Origin of the sequence: Paenibacillus amylolyticus, assembly GCF_036894225.1 — a bacterium.
Taxonomy (GTDB): domain Bacteria; phylum Bacillota; class Bacilli; order Paenibacillales; family Paenibacillaceae; genus Paenibacillus; species Paenibacillus amylolyticus.
On the sequence record NZ_CP145892.1, the window covers coordinates 1,872,236 to 1,897,483 of the forward strand.

Annotated in this window: 22 protein-coding genes; 21 read left to right on the forward strand and 1 reads right to left on the reverse strand. The window is 47.0% G+C overall.

All coding sequences use genetic code 11. From position 1 onward, the window contains the following. Window positions 1-98: 98 nt before the first annotated feature. The 13 genes from V6668_RS08545 to V6668_RS08605 all read left to right on the forward strand — a co-directional run bounded on the left by V6668_RS08545 (window position 99) and on the right by V6668_RS08605 (window position 11,660). The gene (locus V6668_RS08545) at window positions 99-845 is read left to right on the forward strand and encodes a class I SAM-dependent methyltransferase (RefSeq protein WP_338708162.1); all 747 of its coding nucleotides are present in this window, start codon (window positions 99-101) and stop codon (window positions 843-845) included. A gap of 49 nt (window positions 846-894) precedes the next feature. Further along, window positions 895-1,659, forward strand: coding sequence for an SDR family NAD(P)-dependent oxidoreductase (locus V6668_RS08550; protein WP_338708163.1), 765 nt, complete (start codon window positions 895-897; stop codon window positions 1,657-1,659). Between the two features lie 191 nt (window positions 1,660-1,850). After that, entirely contained in the window at window positions 1,851-2,540 is a 690-nt protein-coding gene (locus tag V6668_RS08555; protein ID WP_036610298.1) for a response regulator transcription factor, read from the forward strand. After that, window positions 2,537-3,541, forward strand: a complete 1,005-nt coding sequence (locus V6668_RS08560) for a sensor histidine kinase (protein WP_338708164.1) — start codon at window positions 2,537-2,539, stop codon at window positions 3,539-3,541. The genes V6668_RS08555 and V6668_RS08560 overlap by 4 nt, the downstream gene beginning before the upstream one ends. Before the next feature lie 116 nt (window positions 3,542-3,657). Next, window positions 3,658-4,413, forward strand: a complete 756-nt coding sequence (locus V6668_RS08565; RefSeq protein ID WP_338708165.1) for an ABC transporter ATP-binding protein — start codon at window positions 3,658-3,660, stop codon at window positions 4,411-4,413. Continuing rightward, entirely contained in the window at window positions 4,410-6,335 is a 1,926-nt protein-coding gene (locus V6668_RS08570) for an ABC transporter permease (RefSeq protein ID WP_338708166.1), read from the forward strand. The genes V6668_RS08565 and V6668_RS08570 overlap by 4 nt, the downstream gene beginning before the upstream one ends. A gap of 198 nt (window positions 6,336-6,533) precedes the next feature. Beyond that, window positions 6,534-7,079: a ClbS/DfsB family four-helix bundle protein gene (locus V6668_RS08575; protein ID WP_338708167.1), complete on the forward strand. Its 546-nt coding sequence runs from the start codon at window positions 6,534-6,536 to the stop codon at window positions 7,077-7,079. Continuing rightward, window positions 7,079-7,609, forward strand: coding sequence for a CDP-diacylglycerol--glycerol-3-phosphate 3-phosphatidyltransferase (gene pgsA, locus V6668_RS08580; RefSeq protein ID WP_253506864.1), 531 nt, complete (start codon window positions 7,079-7,081; stop codon window positions 7,607-7,609). The genes V6668_RS08575 and pgsA overlap by 1 nt, the downstream gene beginning before the upstream one ends. Before the next feature lie 16 nt (window positions 7,610-7,625). Beyond that, window positions 7,626-8,051 (forward strand): GNAT family N-acetyltransferase, encoded by a 426-nt coding sequence (locus tag V6668_RS08585; protein ID WP_338708168.1) that lies wholly within the window; start codon window positions 7,626-7,628, stop codon window positions 8,049-8,051. 40 nt (window positions 8,052-8,091) lie between these two features. Then, window positions 8,092-8,529 carry a GNAT family N-acetyltransferase gene (locus V6668_RS08590; RefSeq protein WP_243391477.1) on the forward strand — a complete coding sequence of 146 codons (438 nt, stop codon included), beginning with the start codon at window positions 8,092-8,094 and terminating at the stop codon, window positions 8,527-8,529. Window positions 8,530-8,638: 109 nt separating this feature from the next. After that, on the forward strand, window positions 8,639-9,061 hold the full coding sequence (locus V6668_RS08595) for a hypothetical protein (RefSeq protein WP_243391476.1): 423 nt from the start codon (window positions 8,639-8,641) through the stop codon (window positions 9,059-9,061). Between the two features lie 178 nt (window positions 9,062-9,239). Beyond that, window positions 9,240-10,460 carry an RtcB family protein gene (locus V6668_RS08600; RefSeq protein ID WP_338708169.1) on the forward strand — a complete coding sequence of 407 codons (1,221 nt, stop codon included), beginning with the start codon at window positions 9,240-9,242 and terminating at the stop codon, window positions 10,458-10,460. Window positions 10,461-10,481: 21 nt separating this feature from the next. Then, window positions 10,482-11,660: a DUF4272 domain-containing protein gene (locus V6668_RS08605; RefSeq protein WP_338708170.1), complete on the forward strand. Its 1,179-nt coding sequence runs from the start codon at window positions 10,482-10,484 to the stop codon at window positions 11,658-11,660. A gap of 149 nt (window positions 11,661-11,809) precedes the next feature. Here V6668_RS08605 and V6668_RS08610 read toward each other — a convergent pair whose 3' ends face one another. After that, a complete protein-coding gene (locus V6668_RS08610) occupies window positions 11,810-12,850 on the reverse strand; it encodes a LacI family DNA-binding transcriptional regulator (RefSeq protein ID WP_235193769.1) in 1,041 nt (346 codons plus the stop codon). 528 nt (window positions 12,851-13,378) lie between these two features. Between V6668_RS08610 and V6668_RS08615 the strand changes: the two genes are divergently transcribed. From V6668_RS08615 to V6668_RS08650, 8 genes are all read left to right on the forward strand, one after another. Continuing rightward, a complete protein-coding gene (locus tag V6668_RS08615) occupies window positions 13,379-14,758 on the forward strand; it encodes an ABC transporter substrate-binding protein (RefSeq protein ID WP_047844197.1) in 1,380 nt (459 codons plus the stop codon). Window positions 14,759-14,884: 126 nt separating this feature from the next. Then, entirely contained in the window at window positions 14,885-17,812 is a 2,928-nt protein-coding gene (locus tag V6668_RS08620) for an extracellular solute-binding protein (RefSeq protein WP_338708171.1), read from the forward strand. Window positions 17,813-17,887: 75 nt separating this feature from the next. Beyond that, window positions 17,888-18,799: a sugar ABC transporter permease gene (locus V6668_RS08625; RefSeq protein ID WP_338708917.1), complete on the forward strand. Its 912-nt coding sequence runs from the start codon at window positions 17,888-17,890 to the stop codon at window positions 18,797-18,799. A gap of 2 nt (window positions 18,800-18,801) precedes the next feature. Then, window positions 18,802-19,665: a carbohydrate ABC transporter permease gene (locus V6668_RS08630; RefSeq protein ID WP_017689719.1), complete on the forward strand. Its 864-nt coding sequence runs from the start codon at window positions 18,802-18,804 to the stop codon at window positions 19,663-19,665. A gap of 11 nt (window positions 19,666-19,676) precedes the next feature. Further along, window positions 19,677-21,143 (forward strand): NHL repeat-containing protein, encoded by a 1,467-nt coding sequence (locus V6668_RS08635; RefSeq protein ID WP_338708172.1) that lies wholly within the window; start codon window positions 19,677-19,679, stop codon window positions 21,141-21,143. Beyond that, entirely contained in the window at window positions 21,124-21,744 is a 621-nt protein-coding gene (locus tag V6668_RS08640) for a YIP1 family protein (RefSeq protein WP_338708173.1), read from the forward strand. Before V6668_RS08635 ends, V6668_RS08640 begins: the two co-directional genes overlap by 20 nt. Window positions 21,745-21,758: 14 nt before the next feature. Beyond that, on the forward strand, window positions 21,759-24,344 hold the full coding sequence (locus tag V6668_RS08645) for a DUF5696 domain-containing protein (protein WP_338708174.1): 2,586 nt from the start codon (window positions 21,759-21,761) through the stop codon (window positions 24,342-24,344). Beyond that, a complete protein-coding gene (locus V6668_RS08650) occupies window positions 24,341-25,240 on the forward strand; it encodes a carbohydrate ABC transporter permease (protein WP_076209260.1) in 900 nt (299 codons plus the stop codon). The genes V6668_RS08645 and V6668_RS08650 overlap by 4 nt, the downstream gene beginning before the upstream one ends. Window positions 25,241-25,248: the final 8 nt, after the last annotated feature.

Consider the following 25,248-nt stretch of genomic DNA (forward strand, 5'->3'; position numbering starts at 1 on the left):
CAAGAAAAATAGAGAACTACTGGGTAAAAATGTTATAATAGAGTGTGGCTGATTTATTGAAAATGACGAGGAGTGAATAGTCTGAAATGAAGGTTTGAATGGAGCAGTTAAGGAGGAATGTGGTTGTGGAAAAGACGATTAAAAGTGTACAGGATCTATATGATATGCTCGATGCGGATTTCAGATCTGCCAAGCAGTTTTGGGAACCTTTCTATGAGGATCGGAACAGACCAATCCCCTTTTTCCCAAACAAACCGGATGAGAATCTGGTAGCGCATGTGAACGAAGGTGTGCTGAGCGGCGGCAAGGCACTGGAACTGGGGTGTGGCCCGGGCAGAAATGCGTTGTATTTAACCCGCCAAGGATATCAGGTAGATGCTTATGATCTTTCGGAGACAGCTATTGCTTGGGCTAAAGAGAGGGCGGCAGAGGAGCAACTGGACGTGCATTTTGAATGTCGATCTGTGTTCGAATTATCCCCAGAGCAAGAATATGATCTTGTCTACGACTCGGGTTGTCTGCACCATCTGTTGCCACATCAGCGCATTCCCTACATAGAGATGATCCACAATGCACTCCAGCCTGGAGGATACTTTGGAATGACTTGTTTTGCTCCTGGTTTTGGCGGTATTGGTGGGCCTGAGATCGTTATGAATGATTGGCAGGTGTATCAAGAGAAGTCGATGCGCGGTGGTCTTGCGTTCACGGAGGAGAAGCTTCGCTACATGCTGGAAGATGGCTTTGAATGTGTGGAGTTCCGTGCAATGAAGTCGCTGGAGCAACATGAACCGTATTTTGGTGTACCTTTTCTCTGGGCCACGTTGTGGAGAAAGAAAAACTCGTAAGAATAGTGAAATAAACATGCATTGAAAATAGAGGAGGAGTGGTATCGGAATGGGAACAGAAACAGGAAAAAGACACTTTATTATTACAGGCACATCCAAAGGGATCGGTTTACAACTTGCAGAGTTATTATTGGCTAAGGGGGATTACGTTTACGGTATTTCACGCGGGGGTTCGGATCTGTTGGAATCAAGCGAGGAATGGAGCGGGCGTTACCGCCATGTTCAGTATGATCTTGCCGACCTGAATGGGATCGATGATTTGATTACACGCATATTGGACCAAATACCTTCTCAGGAAGCTGAATTCATTGGACTCATTAATAATGCAGCGATGCTGGAGCCTCTAAAACCTATCGATCAATGCAGTGCGGCAGAGATAAGTCAGAGTCTTAACATCAGCCTCGCAGCACCAATGATATTAAGTTCCTCTTTTATTCAACAAACAAATCATCTGTCCGCCAGACGTAAAATTGTCAATCTCTCATCGGGTTCGGGAAGTTATCCCGCGCCTTCAATGGCAGTGTACTGTACATCCAAGGCAGGTATGAACATGTTCACCCAATGCGTATCTTTGGAGCAAACGGGCCAACAGAACCCTGTTGAGATTATTGCTTTTGATCCGGGGATGGTCGATACGGAATTGCAGGCTGTTGCACGAGGCAAAAGTGCAGAGGAGTTCGCTCTTGCAGGTATGTTCAATCAAGTATATGAAGCAGGACAATTAAGATCGCCACGAGACGTAGCGATGCAGTTGATCGAGCGGATGGACGCACAGAGTGATGCAAGCCATGTAATACACACTATTGAGAGCTAATAGGATATACGTATTTCGGCTTGTTATCTTTACGAAGTATGGATACCTTTTGATATAAGCCCAACTTCCCTGTACACTGGAATCAGCGATCGGAAGAACGATTCGTAACGGTAAAGGTGATCCTGCAACAACGGAGTCTAATTACCTTTATTCAACCTCAACCTTAGAAGATCAGAAACGTGGTGAATCTCTTGTTTAAAATTATGCTCATTGAAGACGACGAGTCGTTATTCAGTGAAATCAAGGAACGTTTGTCCCAATGGTCATATGATGTGTATGGTGTGCAGGATTTTGGAAAGGTATTGCAGGAGTACAGCGTAATTCAGCCGCAACTGGTCATTATAGATATTCAGTTACCCCAATATGACGGGTTCCATTGGTGCCGGATCATTCGTTCGCACTCTAATGTGCCGATTATCTTTTTGTCCTCACGGGATCATCCTGCGGATATGGTCATGTCCATGCATTTGGGTGCAGACGATTTTATCCAGAAGCCTTTTCACTTCGATGTATTGATTGCCAAGATCCAAGCGACTTTGCGGAGGGTGTACAACTATAATACAGAGCATATTGAACTTCGAACCTGGCGCGGTGCCACTATTGAATATGTGAAAAATACACTGACCTGCGGGGATGAATCTGTCCTGTTGACCAAAAATGAGATGTTCATCCTTAAAGTGCTGGTCGAGCATAAAAATCAGATTGTTACCCGTGAGGACCTCATACGGAGCTTGTGGGATCATGAGCATTTCGTGAGTGACAACACGCTGACGGTTAACGTCAATCGGTTACGGAAGAAGCTTGAACCCATCGGATTGGAGCGTTACATTGAAACCAAAGTAGGTCAGGGGTACATGGCAACGGAAGAGGCAGAAGCATGATCGGAAAGTACATAAGAGAAAGGGCTAGTTGGTTATGGCTACTGATAAGCATGCAACTTATTATTTTATTGGTGGCCTATCTGGACTCGTCCATTCCATTCCAATCTGTGGTGTATATCGTAGGACTGAATGTGGTGGTATGCCTTGTTTTTATCTGGGCGAGATACCTGAAAGAGACCCGTTTCTATAAAAAGTTGAGCATCTGGGATCATACCTATGATCTGGGAGAACTTGATATCGCCGAAAGTCCATATGAGCAGATTGTACATGAGGCCGTCAGTTCCCAGACACAGCGGTATCGTAAGGAGTCTTCACATCATTTTATCGCTCTGGAACAGGAGAAGGACGAGATGTTGTCCTGGATTCATGAGGTGAAGACCCCACTGACTGCGTTGCAACTGATGATCGAGCGCTTGCCAGATGACAAGTTACAGAGCCAAATGACATATGAATGGTTACGAATTCATCAGTTGCTGGATCAGCAGCTTCATCAGAAGCGTATTCCGTTTATGCATAATGATCTGTTCATCGAAGAGACGGAACTTGAACCAGTATTGAATAGCGAGATACGAGCGTTGAAATCGTGGTGCATTTCCAAAGGCATTGGCTTTGATGTGTCTTTAATGGTATCGCGCGTGCTCACAGACAGCAAATGGTTAGGCTTCATCCTCCGGCAGTTGTTGAGTAATGCGGTCAAATATAGCGATTCATCGGACATCCTCATTGAAAGTTGGGAACAGGATGGACACATCATACTCATGATTCAGGATCACGGGCGAGGGATTGAGACTCAAGATCTGCCGCGTATATTTGATAAAGGATTTACGTCCACCCGAGGCAGAATGGATGGGGCGGCTACCGGGATGGGGCTGTATCTGGTTCGTCAGGTGGTCCAGACGCTTCATATGAGCATTCATGTAGAGTCTTCTCTTGGTGAGGGCACAACCGTCACACTTACTTTTCCGCGAAAAAACGACATGGTGCATCTTGCAGGCGTGTGACAACAATGTCACATGCTTTTTGGTTTTGTTCGGTGAATCACACGATAACACTGCACATCCCGATTATGATATAGACACGAGCATTTTGCAGAAGATCTAAGAGGAGTGAGCGGGATATGTGGATACTGGAAGCCAAAAAAATTTATAAAGTCTATGGTAATAAATTAAATAAACAGGAAGTGCTGAAGGGAATAGATCTTGGGGTAAGCAAGGGAGAGTTTGTTGGTATTATGGGGCCTTCGGGTTCGGGTAAAACAACGCTGCTTAATGTACTTTCCTCCATTGATCGGGTGAGCCAGGGCACGATAGATATTGAGGGCAAGGAATTCACCGGAATGAAGGAGAAACAGCTGGCTGAATTTCGCAAACATCATCTGGGCTTTATTTTTCAGGAATACAATCTGCTGGATACCCTTACGGTAAAGGAAAATGTATTATTACCGCTCTCGATTACGAGCATTCCAAAGCAGGAGGCACACCACAAGTTTGAACAGATCGCACGTGAACTGGGAATCTACGAGTTGAAAGACAAGTATCCATCTGAGATTTCAGGGGGTCAGAAGCAGCGGACTTCGGCAGCACGAGCATTTGTCCACGAGCCGAGTATCATTTTTGCGGATGAGCCGACAGGAGCGCTGGATTCCAAGTCCGCTTCGGATCTGCTCGGCAAGTTAAGTGATATGAACAGCACACGAAAAGCGACCATTATTATGGTTACCCATGATCCGGTTGCCGCAAGTTATTGCAGCAGAGTGATCTTCATTCGTGACGGTCAGATCTACACCCAGCTGAATAAAGGAGACGAGTCACGGCAATCGTTCTTCAACGATATTATCAAAACCCAAGGCGTATTGGGTGGTGTACAGCAATGAGCTTGAATTATATTATTTTCCGCAATCTCAGGAAAAATCTAAAGAATTATTATCTCTATGTATTTGCGCTTGTGTTCAGTGTGGCCTTATATTTTTCCTTTGTGACGTTACAGTATGATCCTTCCATGGATGAGGTGGCTGCTTCAACAAAAGGTGCGGCGGCTATAGGCGCGTCTTCGGTACTGTTAATCGTCATTGTCGGCATCTTTTTGCTCTATGCCAATACGATCTTTATCAAGCGACGTAGCAATGAAATTGGATTATTTCAATTGATCGGACTGACAAAAGGCAGAATTTTTGGTATTTTGAGTGCGGAGAACAGTATCCTTTATTTTGGCTCCATGGCTATTGGTGTGTTAATTGGGTTTCTTGCGTCCAAGCTGGTATTGATGATATTGTTCAAAATTCTCGGTGTGGATGCGATTACGAAACTGTATTTCTCTCCGATGGCACTGATGCAAACGGTGATTGTCTTTACGATAATGTATTTGCTCATCATGCTGATGAACTACATCTTTATCAAGGGGCAGAGTATTCTCTCACTCTTTCGGGTATCTGCCACTTCGGAGCAGCGGGTGCAGAAGATGTCTGTCGGACAGATGATTGTTGGCGTCTTGGGCATTGCTCTGATTGTGTATGGATACTTCATGTCTGCACGGCTGTTCAGCGGTGAGGCAATGGATATGCAGCAGTTGATGTATACGATGATCCTGATTCTCTTCTCGGTCATACTGGGGACATACCTGTTCTATAAGGGTTCGGTAAGTTTTATCTTTAATCTGATTCGCAAAAGTAAAAACGGATACCTATCCATTTATGAGGTGTTGTCTTTATCTTCAATCATGTTCCGCATGAAGTCCAATGCATTGCTGCTTACAATTATTACAACCGTATCGGCGCTTGCTATTGGCATGCTGTCACTCAGTTACATTTCGTATTATTCCGCAGAGGCTCAGGCGAAAGAAAGCTTGCCAGAGGATTTCTCTTTTGCTCAGGTTGATGTGAAAAATCGCTTTGTAACGGATTTGGAACACAAACAGATTCCATATGAAGAGAAGCATAGACAGCCCATTTATATTGAAATTGATGCTCATAAAGTGATGGATGAGTCCATGACGGAAAAGTACCTATTCAGTAGTGTGTTGAGTGACAAGATGGTAGATAACATTGATCTGCAACCAGGCGAAGCGGTCTTCATGGGATACGGAAATGCCGTTCAGCAGTTGATTTCCATTCAGGAGACAGGTCCAATTGTCTTGCATGGATTGAAGCGAACGCTAGACCAACAACTGATCGGAACCACCCAAAAGGGGGTTCTTCCTGGATACTATTCTGGGGGCACGCCTGTAGCGGTAGTAGATGAAACGGTATACCAGCAGTTGCGGCAGGATCTCGATCCCGAGCTGCAAAAATCCGAGTGGGCGGATTACTATGGTGTACGTATTCTGAATGAGGGGCAGGCTGAAGAGGCATATGCCGTATATAAGGAGCTACAGTTGGAAGCACCGAGCTTCTCCCAGATTGAGTTCAGAAATAACCAACGTAATAATATGGGCTTAATTATGTTCATTGTTGGTTTCCTTGGTTTGACGTTCTTGATTACATCGGGATGTATCCTGTACTTTAAACAAATGAACGAGAGTGAAGAGGAGAAGGGGAATTATACCATTCTGCGAAAACTCGGATTTACGCAAGGCAATCTGTTGCATGGAATTCAGATCAAGCAGTTGTTTAACTTTGGTATTCCGCTTGTGGTGGGGTTGAGTCATAGTTACTTTGCCGTGAAATCAGGTTGGTTTTTCTTTGGTACGGAGCTGGCGACACCTACGGTCATTGTCATGATAGTCTATACATTGTTATATTCGATCTTTGGTCTGTTGTCTGTGTGGTACTATAAACGGGTGATTAAGGAAGCTTTGTAGAATTGGGATCAGGAGTATGCTGATATAGCAAAATAGGTTGAGTAAAGGGCAGCTGTATTGTTTACAGACTGCCCTTTTTTCTTTTTCTAAGTATAATGCCTCATGAAAAAAAGGATGATTATGGAATTGAGTCGAAATGATGATAGAGTCCATGCTTCTGATTCATGTATACCGGTGAAACGAGAGGAGTGGAGTAGCGTGCCTGGAGTTCTATATGCCTCGAAGAAAGAGTTAAGTGAGACGATTCGACGCACCTATGAATTGTTTGAGGGTGAATTCAATGACATCCATAACAGCGACAAAGATAAGTGGGTTGAAGGTGTAGATAAGACGCCTGCCCAGATGATCGCGTACCAGTTAGGATGGATGAACCTGGTGATGGATTGGGAGCGAAATGAACAGTTGGGAAATGAATTCCATATGCCGGCACCAGGATATAAATGGAACCAACTAGGGTCATTAAATGAATCATTTTACGAAAAATACTCAAGTTATACGCTGGAGGAGCTGCGCTCTTTGTTTCGGGAGACAGAACAACAATGGCAGAACTGGATTGACTCCCTTAGTGAAGAGGACTTATTTGTACAAGGGATGAGACAGTGGACGGGGACCAAGCCCGGATGGGCTATGGTGAAGTGGATCCAGATTAATTCGGTAGCTCCTTTTAAATCCTTTCGGACCCGATTACGTAAATGGAAAAAAGGTCACTTAGCCAACATGGATGAGGGGAGAATAGATGTCTAATGAATCTGGCAAATAAAATCACGTTGGCTAGAATCGCGTTGATTCCATTGTTTATGATCTGTTTTCTCAATCAGCAAAGCGTGATGATTGCACTAATTATTTTTGCAGTAGCAGCAGGTACGGATAAATTGGATGGATACGTGGCAAGAAAATATAATCAGATCACGAATCTGGGAAAGTTGCTTGATCCACTGGCGGATAAACTGTTGATTGCGGTAGCGCTGATCATGATGGTTCAGGAGAATATGATCAGTTCATGGATTGCTGTAATCATTATAGGACGTGAAATTGTCATTACTGCATTGCGAATGGTAGCCACAGAACAGGGTATTGCTCTTGCAGCTGATCGTTATGGAAAAATCAAAATGGTGCTTCAGGTGGCAGCCATCATTGCCATTTTGTTGAATAATGTTCCGTTTAGTTTGCTGACTGATATCAGAGTGGATGTGGCATTACTATGGGGTGCAACAGGCGTTACTCTCTTATCCGGAATGAATTACATTATCGTAAATTATAAACTGTTGAGATAAAAGGAGTGATTAGGAGATGTCCCAAATAAATATTAATCCAAGTACTTCAGAGGATTCAGAGTATGTTCGCCAGCAACTTATCGCATTTAATGCTGCACATGTGAGTGAGGAATTAAGGCATCGGTACGAAGAACTGAATTTCAATATCAAAAATGAGACTGGCGAGATTGTTGCAGGTGTGCTTAGTACACTTTGCTGGAACTGGCTGGAGGTTGATATTCTTTGGGTGGATTCTGAACAACGGGATCGGGGATATGGTTCCCAGTTGTTGCTTGAAGTTGAGCGAATTGCGCGAGAGAAATCTTGTGATTTTGTCATGTTGAACACCTTCTCCTATCAAGCACCGGAATTTTACAAGAAACATGGCTATCAATTGATGACAACGATCGAGAATGCACCGACTGGACACAGTCATTATTATTTTAAGAAGGACCTCACTTAAGACAGACAAAGCATGCGAAATAGGAAAAATCAGGAGGGTTATGATGGTTACCATTAAAGGAATCGAACTTGAAGATTTACCGGCACTAAGCCAGCTATACAATGAGTTGATGGGAATGCCTACCAATGAACAACAGATGAAAAAGATGTTTCATTACATACAGCAGAATGGCCATTATCATGTGCTTGGGGCATTTTACAATGGCAAACTGGTTGGGTCCGTTATGGGGGTTGAGTGTATGGATCTGGTAGGGCCATGCAAACCGTTCATGGTTGTGGAGAATGTGATTGTATCGGATCAGGTACGCAGGCAGGGCATTGGGCAGAGGTTAATGCTCCAGATTGAGCGGATTGCAAAAGATATGGGTTGTGGTTACATGATTCTGGTGTCTGGCGATCAGCGTAAGGAAGCACATATATTTTATGAGAAGTTAGGTTTCAAGGATGAGAAGGTTCAGGGTTACCGGAAGCATCTATAACAGACAGGTTCAAGTGAAAATTTCTTACACGAGTGGAAGGATTACTTAAGGAACACGGCGAATAAGGCATAGTCTTAACAAAAGAAACGAATAAGAGGGAGGCACTCTCGTGTTCAAAAAATGGGCTAATGTTTTCATGGTTCTGAGCCTGGTATTCGCCGTATGTTCCCCAACCTCCTATGCTGCCGCCAAAACGGTCAAGGTAACCGTGACGTTGGTGAGCGCAGAGCTTGTCGAGAATAACTCTGTCGGTAATGAGTGGGCCATCGGAGCAAGTGTGAACGGCAAAGATCTGGAAGAGGGTTCATCGGTCACCTTAAATCTGAAATCCACAGGTACGTTGAAACTGGAGGCCATCGCCGAAGAACAGGACAAAATTCCCGATTACGGGAGTAAAAGCACCAACGTCAAACTATCTTCGTTCTCCAAATCAACCAACAAGACACTTTCCGTGGTGGTGACTGAGAACAGAGGCCGATATTCTGGTAACACAGCGACTTGGGCGTTCAAGTTTAAGATTAGCAAGAAGTGAATAGGAACCAACCTTGAGAAAAGGGAGCTGAGCTCTCTTTTTTTATGCGTAAATAATTGGTGATCTAAAGTAAGGCGACGTTTCGAGCCACGCTAATCTTTGTTAAACTAATGAGAACAACAGTATAGAAATAAAAGATGTATTTTGAAAAAAAAGTACATAGGAGGTTAACACAATCATGCGGATCGTAGATAACATTAAAGTCTGGGGGGAGCCGCTGGAGAACGCCGTAAGTCAGGCGGTGACTTGCTCGCAATATGGAGATGTATTGGGTGTGGCTCTGATGGCCGACCATCACAAAGGTTACTCGCAACCCATCGGTGGTGTTGTCGCTTATCGGAATATGATCAGCCCGTCAGGTGTCGGATATGATATTGCCTGTGGCAATAAGGCTGTGCGTACAAATCTGATGTGGGAAGATATTCGGGATCAGATTGTAACGATCATGGATGACATCAATTCGACCATTTCTTTCGGCGTGGGTCGTAACAATCCAACACCCGTGGATCATGAGCTGTTCGACGACGCGAGCTGGAAGCTGTTTGATACCATTGAACCGGGATTACAACATAAGCTGAAGACACTTGCACGCAACCAACTCGGAACCGTAGGCAGTGGCAATCATTTCGTGGATATTTTTGTAGAAGAGGCAACGGGGAAGGTGTGGATTGCAAATCATTTTGGCAGCCGCGGGTTCGGCCATAAAGTGGCGAGTGGGTTCCTTAACCTTGCGGCAGGACGTCAGTTCAGTGGCAAAGCTCCTGGCGAATCGATGGATCAACCGCCTACGTTGTTTGACCTGAACAGCGAAATGGGTGATATGTATTGGGATGGAATGATTCTGGCGGGCCGATACGCCTATGCAGGACGTGACTATGTTATTGAACAGGTGCTCGGAATTCTGGGGGCAAGTGCTGAATATGCCGTTCATAACCATCACAACTTTGCCTGGAAGGAACAACACATGGGTGAAGAGGTAGTTGTGGTCCGCAAAGGTGCAACGCCACTGGCACCCGGGCAACTCGGTTTTGTCGGAGGAAGCATGGGAGATATCTCGGTAATTGTGGAGGGCATCCACAGCGAGGAGAATACCGAATCATTCCGCAGCACTGTGCACGGAGCAGGGCGGACGATGAGCAGAACCCAGGCGGCTGGCAAAATGAACTACAAACTCCGTACACGCATGGGCGGTGAGATTAGCGAAGCACAGATGCATGAGGCAATTCGTGCTTATGGTGTTGAGGTGCGGGGAGCGGGCACAGATGAAAGTCCGTTTGTGTACAAGAAGCTACAAGACGTACTGAACGCACATGCGAATACGTTGAAGATCAACCATGTACTGCGTCCCGTTGGTGTCGCCATGGCCGGAGGTAATGAATTCGATCCATACAAGGATTAGTTAGAAAAGAGGGTGAACTTCATGAGGAATTGTGCGATATATAGCTCTCAGTTTGACCTAGATCAGCTGTTTGAATTGATTCAATCCATTTATCCTGAGGGTACGATTGAACGCCGGGAAGATAAGACCCATATTCAAGTGACTCAGAAAAAATGGCTCAGTAAGAAAACCAAAGGCTTTAATATCATGACCAGCCAGACACATCCTGAGGAATTTACGACAATGATTCAGGGCATGCTTGGATTTTTGAGTCAGATTGAGGGGCGCAATGCTTCGCTCCAGGAAAAGGTATTGATCAAATGTTCCACATTGAACATGGTGGTTGGTATTGAGACGGAAGAGGATATCTCGGAAGAATTCTTCGGCGAGTTATTACGGTTGGCTGATGCGCTGGATGCTGTTATCTTCTGGGGAGGTGGATCTCTGCTGAATGCACAAGGTCAGCTATTGCTGGATGTGAATGGAGAATCAGAGGTGGAGGATTACACGGTGACAGCGCACACCAGTTTCCTTGACGGTAACAGACCGCAGTCGGAGTCGGGCATTCAACGTAAAGCGCGGTCAGAGCAACTGTTGACTGAACAAGGCATTCCGTATAATGCGAACTTGCCCGTAAGGGCCGGAGACGAGCACACCACGATTCGGAGTAAAGAGGAAGTCGCGCGTCGTGCGGTTGCCCTATGTCTTGCCGCGCTTAAGGGTGAGTGTCTGGGAGCCGGCGAAAGTGCGGATGATACCGCAGCACTGGTTCAGGAAGTGATCGACAAGTATGAGGCTGAATCCTTTTTCTCACCCGCAGAGAAGAGGTTTATCGACCAGCACGGAGCAGAGCAGCAGGAGATTATCTCCTTCTCTTGGGGATATGAAGCGTACCACGTAATGTTGTGGGCGCTTGGTTATGTGAAGGAACTAGGTGCACCAACGGAGTTATGTAACGTAGGGAAGGATGTCGGTTATTTGCAGCAGAAGGATAGTTTTACCGACTTTCTCTCCGATGCATCTCTGCGTAACAAAAGCGAGATTCTGGATGAAGCAGATCTGATCTACCGTTATAACTGGGTGTGCGTGGATAGTCGAGTGAATGACAAAACACCTCCCGCTGGCCTGAATGGTGGAGTGGCTTATGAACGTCACCGTGCATTGAACTGGCTGATCTGTTATCTGGATCTGGCGTGGGATGATGTGCGTACAGATACGTAGAACGGGATGATGTGACGGCCTTTTGTAAATAGCCAATAAACATAACACAACATACAACAATGCAAATACCCCTTTAGCCGCACGAATACGGTTAAAGGGGTGTTTGGCGTGCTGTTCTGTGTGGACATAAGCTTTATCCATATATGCTTTTATCCACTATGTCTGCCAAACTGTTCACGAATAATGACATCAGCAAGAATCAATTTTTTCTCGACGTTGCTCTCTGGATTCGCAATGCGCCATAACATCTGATCCACTGCACGCGCACCGAGTAACTCCTTGTTCACATTAACTGTGGCAAGTAATGGGATATTGTCGTATAGATTATCAAATCCCGTGACAACACACTGATCGGGTACACGAATACCCATACTCTCAAGGGCTTCTATGGTGTATAGCCCATAGAAATCATTCGCACATACAAACACTTCAGGCAGGTTATCCTCACTGATCACCGAAGTGAACGTCTGGCGGAACTCATCCAATGCCTGATTACTCAGCTCGGGAATCTGATGTATTTCCATCCCATGACCCATAAGCACAGAAGTATAAGCAATCCAGCGTTCATAGAAGCTATGAGCATCCCCGATATTGCCAACGAACTGGAATGTTTTGAAACCCTTGCGGAGCAAATAGAGCATGATCTCTCGCATGGATGCGAAGTTATCGGTGAAAATGCTGTCACTGTGAAAAACAGGGTCCAGATGATCGACCATCACAACCGGAATACTGAGACGTTTGATTTCAAGCAGAATCGGGGTCGAGATAGAGCCAACGGTAATGATCCCTCGAATGGCATCCGGGTTGAGCAGGGTAAATAGCTGGTCTGCTGAGGGTTCCGTCAAGGTCAGAATATTAATCCCTTTTTGGTTCAGCTTGGAAGAGATCCCGTTAAAGACGGGGCCCCAGTATACGGAGTCTTGATTTTGGTACCGAACATTGGGGAACAAAATCAAGATCGTTCCGCTTGAACGTGTGTTCTTTGGTTCCTGAAGTTCATGGCTGTTATACAGTTCACCAGACAACATGCTGTTATCTTTGAAATATCCAAGTTTGCCAGCGGCCTTGAGAATGACATCCCTCGTTTGATCACTAACTCCCGATTTTCCAGACAAAGCTCGTGACACCGCGAATTTCGACAAACCCGTAAAATGTGCAATCTCCTGAATTGTTACCTTTGTCTTCATCATACCATCCTTACACTCGTAGTTCTGCCGTATTCCTTATTTGGAGCGATATCCAACTGGTTCTAGTATAACATGATGTATTTCTCTTAATCTAATAACGGACAGAGAATTCAAAATGTTAGTGATGCACAGTATTTTAGGATGAACGTTCAACGTGACGGTAAGCATATTTTCAGATAGTATGACGGAATTTGTCTACTTAATTATTATTTTGTTATTTTATAAAAATAACAAAATAAACAAAGTTAGAATTAAGGTTTAATATGTTTGTACTTAGAGCCCAGGATTTTGAATAAGCTGTGATACAGGCATATTACAGCTTATTCAGCATTTTATCAGAGAAATTAGAAAATGTTAACAACAAAAATGTTGACGCTTACATTTTGCTGTGTTAAATTTTGTTTGTCAAAAGCAAACAAAGGAATAACAAATGGTGGTGGTTTTTTATTTTCGATTGGTTGATGAATGGGGTTAACGATTTAGGGTGAACCATGATTGGTATACACATTCGGGGAGGTTGTTAAAATCATGATGAGAAGATGGAATGTTCTACCTCTGATGTTATTGGCTGTGATGATTTTTGTATCCGCTTGCAGTGGTGGGGGGACAGCGCAGACGGGGACCGAAGCAGAGGGAACAACGAACTCAGGTAACAGCACCGAGGTCGCTGAGACAGAGAAAGAGGGCGAAGCGGAAGAAGCTGTGGTTAATGTGCCTGATCTGGGTGGGCGTGTCATCAAGGTCGCGGCCTGGTGGGACTTGAAACCGGCGGGAGAGACGGCCTCCGATAAGGCCAGACTTGATAAAATTGCAGAGGTCGAGAAGAAATACAACGTAAAACTGGAGTTTGTTAACGTACCTTTTGAAGAATACATGAACAAATTCACAACGTCTGCACTGGCTGGCGAACCGTTCGCCGACATCGTTCAGATGGAGTACAAATCCGCACTACCCGCCATCCTCAAAGGGCAACTATTGCCCATCTCCGAATTCACTACACCTGAGAATAACATCAACCAAGAGGCTAACCTGATTGCAAAATTTCCTGCCATTGCAGGCAACGAATATGCCTTCGAATCTCCAACCAGTATTGGTCTGGGACTTCACTATAACCGTGACTTGTTCAAAAAATTATCTTTGCCTGATCCTCAAGAACTGTATAACCAAGGCAAATGGGATTGGGACAAATTCATGGAACTTGCCAAACAGGCAACCAAAGATACCAATAACGACGGCAAAACTGACGTATACGGATTTTCTGGCTGGGCGCTTGATGTCGTTCGTCATTTTACCGCAGCCAATGGTGGAACGATCGTGGATGATACCAATAGCAAAGAAGGATTGTCCGATCCGAAAACGATTGAAGCTGCCGAATTCGTCAAACGCCTGTATAACGTGGAAAATGTCGTGAAGGTCAAAACCGGCGACAAAACCAATTGGGAGGAAAGCAATACGTTCAAAGATGGAGATGTAGCTCTGTTCACCGCTGCTGAATGGCAGTTGGGCGATCTCACCTTTGCTGTTGGTGTTGTGCCGATTCCGAACGGGCCACAGGGTAGCAAAGAGGTAACGTATGCAAACAATGCAGCATCAGCGAAGTTCATTCCAAAAGGTGTGGAAGATCCAAAGATCGTCTACCAAATCTATGAAGAGACCTTCGACATCCCGCAGATTGAAGAGTATCCAGGTCAAGATTATCTGGAGAGTCGTTATACCGACGAGAAGGATATTGCGATCATTCGCGAGCACATCGCTGGAACCGGCCGCATCTTGCTGGATGATGCCTACACAGGATACCCTTTCGGGGATTATGTGAACGATATCATCAAAAACAATGCTTCCGTGACAGCAACAGCCGAGAAATACAAGGCACAGGCACAAGCTGCAATTGATAAACTCGGCAAACAATAACAACACTTATCACCAGCAAACGATTCAGGCAGGGGGGCTCGTGTCGGCAATGTTGCACGGAGCCCCTTTTCCTGAACCACCAAATCGGCATTGCTGGCATCAGCCTTGATGAGGAGGACTCGTAGGATGGCTGGAATTCTACAACGTAAGACATGGATATTGTCCACAGTAATTATCGTGGCGGCAGCCTGCATCATTCTATATATAACTTCCGGCGCTGATGGAAAGAGTGCAAACATTCCACCTGGCAGTCTGCCTGCCATTGAAGTGGATGCAGTCTTGCAGCAGACCCGGCAGAAAAAGGGATACGAACAGTATCGATCCGGAACGGATCAGGCTACACAGCCGAATGTGGACATCACCATTGAAGCAGGAGATTACATAAAAGCCGAAGGTGAAGACGTCCGCAAACTGACTAATTATGAAGGAATGGATGGTGTATCTCTCCATACCGGAGAGACCGGACAAGTCGATTGGACGATTAATGTGCCGGAGACCGGGCTGTATAACCTGTCCACGATCTATTTTCCCGTTGAAGGCAAGAGTTCGGCCATTGAGCGTGCATTGTACATTGATGGTGAACTTCCTTTTGCGGAAGCTGCCTATTTGCAGTTTGACCGGGTATGGGCGAATGAGAAAGATGTCGTTGAACAGGATAACCAAGGCAATGACCTTCGCCCGAGACAAGTGGAGCAACCACGCTGGCTGGAAGAAACGTTTCAGGACTCCGACGGGTACGAACAGACTCCATTCAAGTTTTATTTGGAAAAAGGGGAACACACGCTAACGCTAAAATCATCGCGTGAACCCATGGTGATTCGGTCCATTCGTCTTTTCAATGAGAAGATAGCTGTTCCTTACACAGAGACTGCAGGGGCACAACAATCGGACTCCTCTGGGCAGCCGAAGGATGTACTGATTCGCATTGAAGGAGAAGCCGCGATTGCCAAATCTTCACCTACGTTATACCCGACCAGCGAAAGGTCAAGTTCTGCTGTATCTCCTTATAGCGCTTCCCAGGTACGCATCAATACGATTGGCGGCTTTAACTGGCGTCTGCCAGGACAATGGATTGAATGGGAAGTGGATGTGCCGGAGAGTGGACTTTATCATATCGGTTTTACCGTACAGCAGAATTTTGTCAAAGGCATCTATTCCACACGCAAACTGACCATCGATGGTGAAGTTCCGTTTGCAGAGATGGCTCAAGCACCTTTCCGTTATCACAGTGATTATCGCATTGACGTCATGGGTGGCAAGGAAGCATACAAGTTTCAATTGGATAAAGGAAAACATGTGCTACGGCTGGAGAACAGCCTCGGTGACTTTGCACCCCTTATCCGCAATGTGGAGGACAGTCTGTACAACTTGAACTCCATGTACCGACGTATTCTGATGATTACAGGCACGAAGCCTGATGAATTTCGGGATTACCGGGTGGAAAAGCAGATCCCGAACCTGCTGGAAGTATTCAGCGGAGAAAGTAAACGCCTCAAGGACGTTGCCGTACAGCTTCGTCTTCTATCAGGACAGTCTAGCGATCAGGAAGCCTTGATCAAGACGATGGCGCTGCAACTGGACGAGATGATTGACAAGCCAGATACCATTCCAAGACGGCTTGCGGCTTATAAAACCAATACAGGCGGTCTCGGCACATGGGTGCAGCAGGCACGAGAGCAACCCCTTGAAATCGATGCACTGTACGTCACTTCGATTGACCGCGATATTCCTAGAACAGGTATGGGGCCACTTGCCAAGCTTGGTCATGAAGCGAAGATATTCTATCATTCGTTCTTCATTGATTATAACCAGATTGGTAATGTAGCTACATCTGAAGATCAGCGTACGGTAACCGTCTGGATTGGTAGCGGACGTGACCAGGCGAATACGATGAAAGCGATGATTGACAAGACCTTCACACCAGACAGTGGCATTAACGTGAATCTGAAGCTGGTGAATATGGGAACCTTGCTGCCAGCGACTTTGTCCGGTGAAGGTCCGGATGTAGCGATGCAGATCGGCAATGATCTGCCGGTGAACTTTGCGATGCGGAACTCGGCTGTAGATCTGACGCAATTCAGTGATTATAGCACCGTGGAACAGGAGTTCAGGGAAAGTGCAATCGTGCCGTATGCCTATGATTCAGGCGTATATGCCCTGCCGGAAACGCAAACCTTTAACATGCTGTTTTATCGTAAAGACGTGCTCGAAGAACTCGGACTTGAAGTGCCTCAGAACTGGGAGGATGTCGAAGCTCTGCTCGCGATTCTGAGCAAGAATCATATGGAATTTGGTATGCCGATTGTGACCCAGGCGAATATGCAGGGTGTCAATATTCCGCCGAACTCGCAGTATGCCACGATGCTGCTTCAGAACGGCGGCGCCTTCTATCGTAACGATGACAAGGAGTCGGATCTGGATTCAAGGATCGGAATTGAGACGTTCAAGCAGTGGACGGAGTTCTATACCGATTACAAGTTAGAGCGGGAATATGATTTTGCCAACCGTTTCCGGACAGGACAGATGCCTATCGGACTAACGGATTACACCATGTACAACCAATTGTCCGTATTTGCACCGGAGATTCGCGGACTATGGGGATTCGTTCCTGTCCCGGGAACTGTTCAGGCAGATGGAACCTTGAATCGGGACGTACCGGGTGGAGGCAGCGCAGTCATGATGCTGGAGGGTACCAAGGATCAGGACGCGGCGTGGGAGTTCATGAAGTGGTGGACCAGTACGCCGATTCAGGCGGAATTCGGACGGGAGATGGAAGGGCTGATGGGTGCCGCTGCCCGTTATCCAACGGCCAACATCAAGGCGCTGGATTCCCTGCCGTGGCCTGCGGAGGATTACGCCAATCTCAAGGCACAATTCGAAACGGTGAAGGGCATTCCTGAAGTACCCGGTGGTTATTTTACAGGCCGCCATCTGTTCAATGCATTTTACAAAACCGTTGTTGGCCAAGTGGAAGCCAGGGAATCCATCATGGATTATACCCAATATATTCAGGACGAGATTCGAGTCAAACGTAATGAATTTGGTCTTCCGTAAGCAGAGGGAGGGTTAATCGTGCCACAAATATCACTCCGAGACGGACAAAACAGTCCTCCTGAGAAAGCGTCAAGGATGGGCATGAAATCGTGGTGGAGCTGGAAGCTCCAGGAAATGAAGGCCAGCAAACATTCCTATGTTCTGCTTGCACCTTATATGCTCCTGTTCCTCATGTTTACCGTGATTCCGGTTGTCATCTCGATCATACTCAGCTTCACCTACTTTAACATGCTGGAATTCCCGCGTTTTATTGGCTGGCAGAACTATACTCGCCTGTTTCTGGAGGATGATGTATTCCTGATTGCAATCAAGAATACGTTGTTGTTCGCCATCATTACCGGACCGATCAGTTATATTGCTTGCTTTGTCTTCGCGTGGATCATTAATGAGTTAACACCGAAATGGAGAGCGTTCATGACGCTGATCTTCTACGCGCCCTCCATTTCGGGCAATGTGTATTTTATCTGGCTGATGATCTTCTCGGGAGATCGTTATGGTATTGCCAATGGGTTGTTGATCAAATGGGGTTTTCTGCTGGAGCCAATCCAGTGGCTGAAGACGGAAGCCTACATTATGCCTATTCTCATTCTCGTGCAGCTATGGCTGAGTCTCGGAACCGGATTTCTTGCGTTTATCGCTGGTTTGCAGACGGTGGACCGGACATTGTACGAAGCGGGAGCGGTGGATGGGATCAAAAATCGCTGGCAGGAACTATGGTACATTACCTTGCCTTCGATGCGTCCACAGTTGATGTTCGGCGCAGTCATTCAGCTGACAACCTCGTTTGCCGTGGCCGATGTGTCGATCGCACTGGCCGGGTTCCCAAGCGTGAACTATGCAGCAGAGACGGTGGTAACCCATTTGATTGACTTTGGTACTACGCGGTTTGAGATGGGATATGCATCAGCAATTGCTACCGTACTGTTCATGATTATGGTGGGCGCCAACTTGCTGGTACAGAAACTGCTTCGAAGGGTGGGAGAATAGCTATGGCTGCAATTGCGACAGGCAAAAAGCGGGTGAATCGCTCGCTATCGGGAAGCCTCTCCCTGTTTGCCCTTCTGCTCGTTTTTGGTGCCTTCATGGTGCTGCCGTTGATCTATGCAATCAACAATGCATTCAAACCATTGGATGAGATTTTTACCTTTCCACCAACGCTGTTTGTCAAAAATCCCACGTTCAGCAACTTTACAGATCTGCTGAATCTGCTGAGTGACTCGTGGGTGCCTTTCTCACGTTATATATTCAACACGGTATTTATTACAGGCATCGGTATCGTAGGCCATGTACTGCTAGCTTCCGCAGCGGCGTACCCACTTGCCAAACACAAGTTTCCGGGCAAAGTATTCATGTTCCAAGTGGTCGTACTGTCACTGATGTTCACACCTGCGGTAACGGCAATTCCGAACTATATGATCATGTCATGGCTCGGATGGATCGACACCTACTGGGCCGTCATTATTCCGGCATTTGCCTATTCACTCGGGTTGTATCTGATGAAACAGTTCATGGAGCAGATCCCGGATGCGCTGCTGGAAGCGGCCAAGATTGATGGTGCCAGTGAATACCGGATCTTCTGGTCCATTGTCATGCCCAATGTGAAACCAGCCTGGCTTACATTGATCATACTGCTGTTCCAGATGTTATGGGGCAGTGATGGCAATGGGTACATCTACAGCGAGCAGCTCAAGACCCTGCATTATGCAGCAGGTCAGATTATTCAGGGCGGAATATCCCGGGCAGGAGCGGGTGCTGCGGTAGCACTGATTTTGATGAGTGTGCCGATCACGCTATTTATTTTCTCTCAGAGCCGAATCATTGAGACGATGGCGAGCTCGGGCATGAAGGATTAAGGGGGAACGATATGGCACGCACAGTGAAAAGATGGCTTGTTCTCCTGGCGGCAGTATCTCTGCTGCTGGTGAATGCCGTGCCTGCGGCGGCCTCCCCGGCGCCGTATGAGAGTTATAACTACAACTACTGGAAAGAGGCTGTACCTTCACCAGATGCCTATCTGCCCGAGCGTACCATATCAGGCCGTGATCTCGGCATTAGTGAGTTTAAAGACCCTGGTGATGTGAACGTTTCACCCTCCGGGTTGATCTATATTTTGGATAGTGGCAACAGCCGAATTGTTGTATTGGACCCAGACTTTAAGCTGCTGCGCGTCATTGATGGATTCATGATGGATGGTAGCAAGGAGACCTTTAACCTTCCGGGCGGATTATTCGTGGATGAACAAGAACGCATATACGTCGCCGATACAGGCAACGGTCGTGTGGTTGTCCTGGATGGAGAAGGGACACTGATTCAAACCATCACGAAGCCCGAGTCGGATATCCTGTCGACCCAATTCCAGTTCCAGCCTTTGAAGCTGACGGTGGACCATGTAGGCCGAGTGTATGTTGTGGCGCAGGGGGTCTACGAAGGGATTATGCAGTTTGACGAGAGTGGGAAATTTATCGGATATGTCGGTACCAACAAAGTGGAGCGGGACTACGGCGAATATATCTGGCGCATGTTATCAACCAAAGCCCAGCGCGCACAGATGGTTCTCTTTGTTCCAACGGAGTTCTCCAATGCGGATATTGACCACAAAGGATTTGTGTATGCAACGAATATTGATCCCGGCTCAAATGAACCGATCAAACGGCTGAATCCGTCTGGTGAAGATGTACTGAAGCGGTTTGGTTATTACGACGTCAAAGGCGATATCCGGTTCCGCAACAATCCGGGTCCATCCAAACTGATCGATGTGAAAGTGCTGGGCGACGGCATGTACAGTGTATTGGATGCGACACAGAACCGGGTGTTCACGTACGACGATGAAGGTCATCTGCTCTACATATACGGTGGCAAAGGAAATCAGGTGGGCACGCTCAAAACACCTGTCGCGATTGAACAATCAGGTGAGCATCACTTGGTTCTGGATCGGGGCAAGAACAACCTTGTTGTCTATGAGCCAACCCGTTTTGGTGCCCGTGTGAATGAAGCGGTGGCACTCCACTATCGGGGCGAGGACACGGAAGCCGTGAATATATGGCGAGAAGTGCTGAAGCTGAATGCCAACTATGACATCGCCTATATTGGTATCGGCAAGTCCTTATTAATGGAGAAGAAAAACGAGGAAGCGCTAGGTTACTTTGAACTTGGGATGGATCGCAAGAGTTATTCTGTGGCGTTCAAGAGGCATCGGCGGGAGATGATGAAGGAACATTTTGGTACATTCCTGACCGTTGCAATCGCGCTGATTGTCATTCTGATCCTGACCCGGGTAGCAGTTAAATGGAGACGGAGGAGGCAGGTTGATCGTGAAGCAGGATTTCATTAAGTTTCCGCTGCATCTCATTTTTCACCCCATTGATGCATTCTGGGACCTCAAGTCGGATAACCGGGGACGGCTGTTTGTTGCTTTTGCAGCATTGGCGCTTACCATTGTTATGATGGTTTTGCAAAAGCAGTACGCAGGATTTCTCGTTAATTACATCGATCCTCGTACGATTAATAGCATCATCGAAATCGCCACGGTTGCAGTACCTTTCTTTCTATGGTGCATGGCCAACTGGGCGGTAACAACTTTGATGGAAGGGGAAGGCAAGTTCAAGGAAATCGTTCTGGCGACAGGTTACTCGCTCATTCCGGTTATTCTGATCTATGCCCCAATGATCGTGATCAGCCGTTTTATGGTGCAGGAGGAGACTGCTTTTTATTATCTGTTCAATAGTATCGCGTTCTTCTGGTTTGTACTGCTTCTGTTCATTGGCATGATGACGGTACACCAGTACACGGTGATTAGAACAATCATGACGATGGTGCTGACGCTCATTGTGATGGGCATTATCGTATTCCTTGGCGCACTGGTCTTCAGCATGTTGCAACAGTTGTACGAATTCGGTTATAACATTTACCGCGAGTTGATTTTTCGGACCTAAAGGAGGCGGCATCCGTGAACAAAAGGCAACGATTATATACGGTGCTGGCTGGTGGTACAGCTGTAATCATGATTGCAGCCGGGCTGCTGTATATAAACAACAGGGGAGTTCCTGCCGTAGAAGCCGCGGCTTATCTGGATACGACAACCAAAGCCATGCCCGTCACGGAAGAACCGTTGCAGTTCCTTAGCGACTCCTCGCAGGGTGTGCCTGGTATGCAACTGGTCGCTGAAGATCAGGGACTCGCCCTGTACTATAACGAGGAGACCACGGAAATTGCAGTACGTGACGGGAAAAGTGGAGAGATCTGGTATAGCAACCCGAAAGAACGGGCTGAGGACGGTCTTGCTTCCGCGTATGAAAAAGAGGTGCTGTCCTCCCAGTTGAATGTGTCTTTCCGGGATGCGATGGGCACACTGGAGAACTTTCCGAATTTCAGCTCCAGCATTAGCAACAAACAATTCACAGTGGGCCACATCGATCAGGGGATTCGGGTGAACTATACGCTTGGGGATACGTCACTTGGCATTGATGCGCTGCCCAAACTGATTAGCAAGCAGCGGCTGGAGGAGAGAGTGCTTTCCAAGCTGGATGCTACTGTCGCAAGGTACACATCTGCCCGATATTATCCAACCAAGAGCAATCCGGATATTCTGGAACGGCTGGATGGACAGATTTCGAAGCAACTTGTGCTGAACAAGATGCTGGGTGCCTTTGAGACGGCGGGGTATACGGCGGACGATCTGGCTTTTGACAATCAGGAGAACGGAGTCGAAGGCGGAGGTGTGTCGGATAAGCCGAGCTTCGTCATTTCTGTGGAATATCGACTTGAGCAGGGGGCACTCGTTGTGACTGTACCTCTAAGCCAAATAGAAGAAAGTGGGCAATACCGCATTCGGAACATTGATTTGCTCGCTTATTTTGGTGCTGCGGATACAAAGGGTGAGGGTTATATGCTCGTACCTGATGGTTCCGGCAGTCTGATCCATCTGAACAACGGAAAAACCCAAGAAGAGCAGTATGTACAGCGTGTCTATGGCGCAGATCCAAATGATAATTCGCTCAGTCGTCCTCAGGTTAGTGAATCCGCGTATATGCCTGTGTTTGGTCTGAAGAACGGGGAGAATGCCTGGTTTGCGGTGATTGAAAAAGGGGACGGCATTGCCAGTATCTCTGCGGATATTGGAGGCAGACAGAATAGCTACAACCATGTACACGCGACCTTCTCCCTGCGCGGGGAGGATGAATTGGAAATGTACACCTCGCAGAAAATGCAGGAGATTCAGCTGCTTAGCGAAGAGCCTTACCGTGGAGATATTCAGGTCCGTTATCATTTCCTTCATGGAGAAGATGCCAGTTACTCGGGTATGGCCCGCCTGTATCAGCAGCAGTTGATAGAGCAGGATGTACTGAAGCCGCTCCCAGAACAGACGGAGTTGCCGTTTTATGTGGATGTGCTTGGTGCAGTGGATAAAAAGGCTTCGTTCCTGAGTGTACCCTATCGGACCACTTTAGCCATGACCACGTACGAACAGGCTACAGAAATGGCAGCGAAGTTACAGCAGGATGGTGTTGAACGTGTACAAATGCGGTATCAAGGATGGTTTGGCGGCGGCATCAGTCATCATACGCCAACCCAGGTGAAGTTGGACAGTGAAGTGGGCAGTCGTTCCGAACTGCAGGCGTTGTCCACCAAGCTGGAGCAGTCGGGTGGAGCTCTGTTCCCGGATGTGGCTTTCCAGCACATGTATCACGATGATATGCGCTTTGCTCCTTCCTCGGATGCAGCGCGGTTTGTAACAAAGGAGACAGCAGAATTGTATCCGTACAATCCTGCACTTAATCGCATGGATCAGAGTAGGGACAGCTATTATTTGCTCTCAGCGGCCAAGCTTCCTTATGTAGTGAGTGAGTTTGCTGACAAATTCAATAAATTGGATCTCGGCGGGTTATCCCTTCGTGATCTCGGGCAGGTCCTGACTTCCGATTATCGGGATAGTCGGGTGATTCATCGGGAGACGGCGAAGAACATTGTGAAGGAGCAGCTGGGCAAGCTGGAACAGTCCTATCCGAACCTGATGGTATCCGCAGCAAATAGCTACGCTTGGGGAAGTGCGCAACATGTTGTAAATGTGCCCGCAGGATCGAGTCGGTTCAATATTACCGATGAAGAAGTTCCTTTTTATGGGATGGTCATTCATGGATACATGAACTATGCGGCATCTCCGATGAATACGTCGGGGGATCAGGATCTCCGCAAACAGTTGCTACGCAGTCTAGAACTCGGGGCAGCTCCGTATTTTCAATGGACCTATGAACCATCATCCAGGCTAAAGCTGACGAATTATGATTCGGCCTACGCAACGGAGTATGCATATTGGGTGGATGATGCCGTTGCTTTGTATAAGCAGGCCAATGAAGTGCTGGGAAATCTGGCGAATGAGCAGATTTTCAAGCATGAACGCATTCAGGATGGCGTTGTCCGGATCACCTATACTGGGGGTACATCCATCCTTGTGAATTACAATGCGGATGCAGTAACCGTGGATGGAACAACGGTTGGCGGGACGGACTATGTGGTGGGAGGAGTGAACCGATGAGAACCATTCGATTATCGCTGAAGTCACGGAGAGCGCTGCTTGGACTTGCATTTATATCGCCGTGGCTGATCGGTTTCATCTTCCTCTTTGCCACACCACTCCTGCAATCAATTCGGTTCAGTCTGAGTAATCTGTCCGTTGCTCCGGGCGGGTACGTTCTGGAATACGTTGGATTTAAAAATTTCAAGGATGCGCTTCTGGTTGACGCGACGTTCAACCGGATTCTGGTCGACTCGGTTGGAGCGATGCTACTGAATGTGCCGATGATTTTGTTCTTCAGTCTGTTTACGGCCACACTGCTTAACCAGAAGTTCAGAGGCAGAACGATGGCACGTGCCATCTTTTTCCTGCCGGTTATTCTGGCTTCGAGTGCAGTCGCAGCAGCTGAGTCTGCGGGATTAATCAATCTGATGGGGGATGCGAGTGCGGTGGATGCATCAGCCGATGGCGGTGCTTCGTTCAACGTGGTATCCATTGTGCGGATGCTGGCGGATGTGGGATTACCGATGGCCTATGTGGATTACATTGTAGAAGCCATCATGCGGATCTATGAGATTATTAGTAGCTCAGGTGTTCAGATTCTGATCTTCCTCGCCGCGCTGCAATCGGTACCGGGATCGATGTATGAGGTTGCGAAGATCGAAGGGGCGACAGCTTATGAATCATTCTGGAAAATTACATTTCCCATGGTCAGTCCGTTGATTCTGACAAATGTCATCTATACGATCATTGATTCATTTGCCGGGAGTCCAGTCACACAGGCCATCTACCAAACCGCATTCAAAACGCAGAACTTTGGCTTAAGCTCGGCGATGTCCTGGCTGTACACACTGGTTATTGGCCTTGTACTGATCGTAGTGGGCTGGGTATTGTCACGGCGGGTTCACTACAACTGACGGTTAAC

Coding starts and splice junctions, on each gene's coding strand:
- V6668_RS08600 (WP_338708169.1), top strand. CDS start 9,240: ATGCGGATCGTAGATAACATTAAAGTCTGGGGGGAGCCGCTGGAGAAC.
- V6668_RS08610 (WP_235193769.1), bottom strand. CDS start 12,850: ATGATGAAGACAAAGGTAACAATTCAGGAGATTGCACATTTTACGGGT.
- pgsA (WP_253506864.1), top strand. CDS start 7,079: ATGAATCTGGCAAATAAAATCACGTTGGCTAGAATCGCGTTGATTCCA.
- V6668_RS08545 (WP_338708162.1), top strand. CDS start 99: ATGGAGCAGTTAAGGAGGAATGTGGTTGTGGAAAAGACGATTAAAAGT.
- V6668_RS08570 (WP_338708166.1), top strand. CDS start 4,410: ATGAGCTTGAATTATATTATTTTCCGCAATCTCAGGAAAAATCTAAAG.
- V6668_RS08625 (WP_338708917.1), top strand. CDS start 17,888: ATGGGCATGAAATCGTGGTGGAGCTGGAAGCTCCAGGAAATGAAGGCC.
- V6668_RS08560 (WP_338708164.1), top strand. CDS start 2,537: ATGATCGGAAAGTACATAAGAGAAAGGGCTAGTTGGTTATGGCTACTG.
- V6668_RS08605 (WP_338708170.1), top strand. CDS start 10,482: ATGAGGAATTGTGCGATATATAGCTCTCAGTTTGACCTAGATCAGCTG.
- V6668_RS08615 (WP_047844197.1), top strand. CDS start 13,379: ATGAGAAGATGGAATGTTCTACCTCTGATGTTATTGGCTGTGATGATT.
- V6668_RS08620 (WP_338708171.1), top strand. CDS start 14,885: ATGGCTGGAATTCTACAACGTAAGACATGGATATTGTCCACAGTAATT.
- V6668_RS08550 (WP_338708163.1), top strand. CDS start 895: ATGGGAACAGAAACAGGAAAAAGACACTTTATTATTACAGGCACATCC.
- V6668_RS08635 (WP_338708172.1), top strand. CDS start 19,677: ATGGCACGCACAGTGAAAAGATGGCTTGTTCTCCTGGCGGCAGTATCT.
- V6668_RS08585 (WP_338708168.1), top strand. CDS start 7,626: ATGTCCCAAATAAATATTAATCCAAGTACTTCAGAGGATTCAGAGTAT.
- V6668_RS08630 (WP_017689719.1), top strand. CDS start 18,802: ATGGCTGCAATTGCGACAGGCAAAAAGCGGGTGAATCGCTCGCTATCG.
- V6668_RS08650 (WP_076209260.1), top strand. CDS start 24,341: ATGAGAACCATTCGATTATCGCTGAAGTCACGGAGAGCGCTGCTTGGA.
- V6668_RS08565 (WP_338708165.1), top strand. CDS start 3,658: ATGTGGATACTGGAAGCCAAAAAAATTTATAAAGTCTATGGTAATAAA.
- V6668_RS08590 (WP_243391477.1), top strand. CDS start 8,092: ATGATGGTTACCATTAAAGGAATCGAACTTGAAGATTTACCGGCACTA.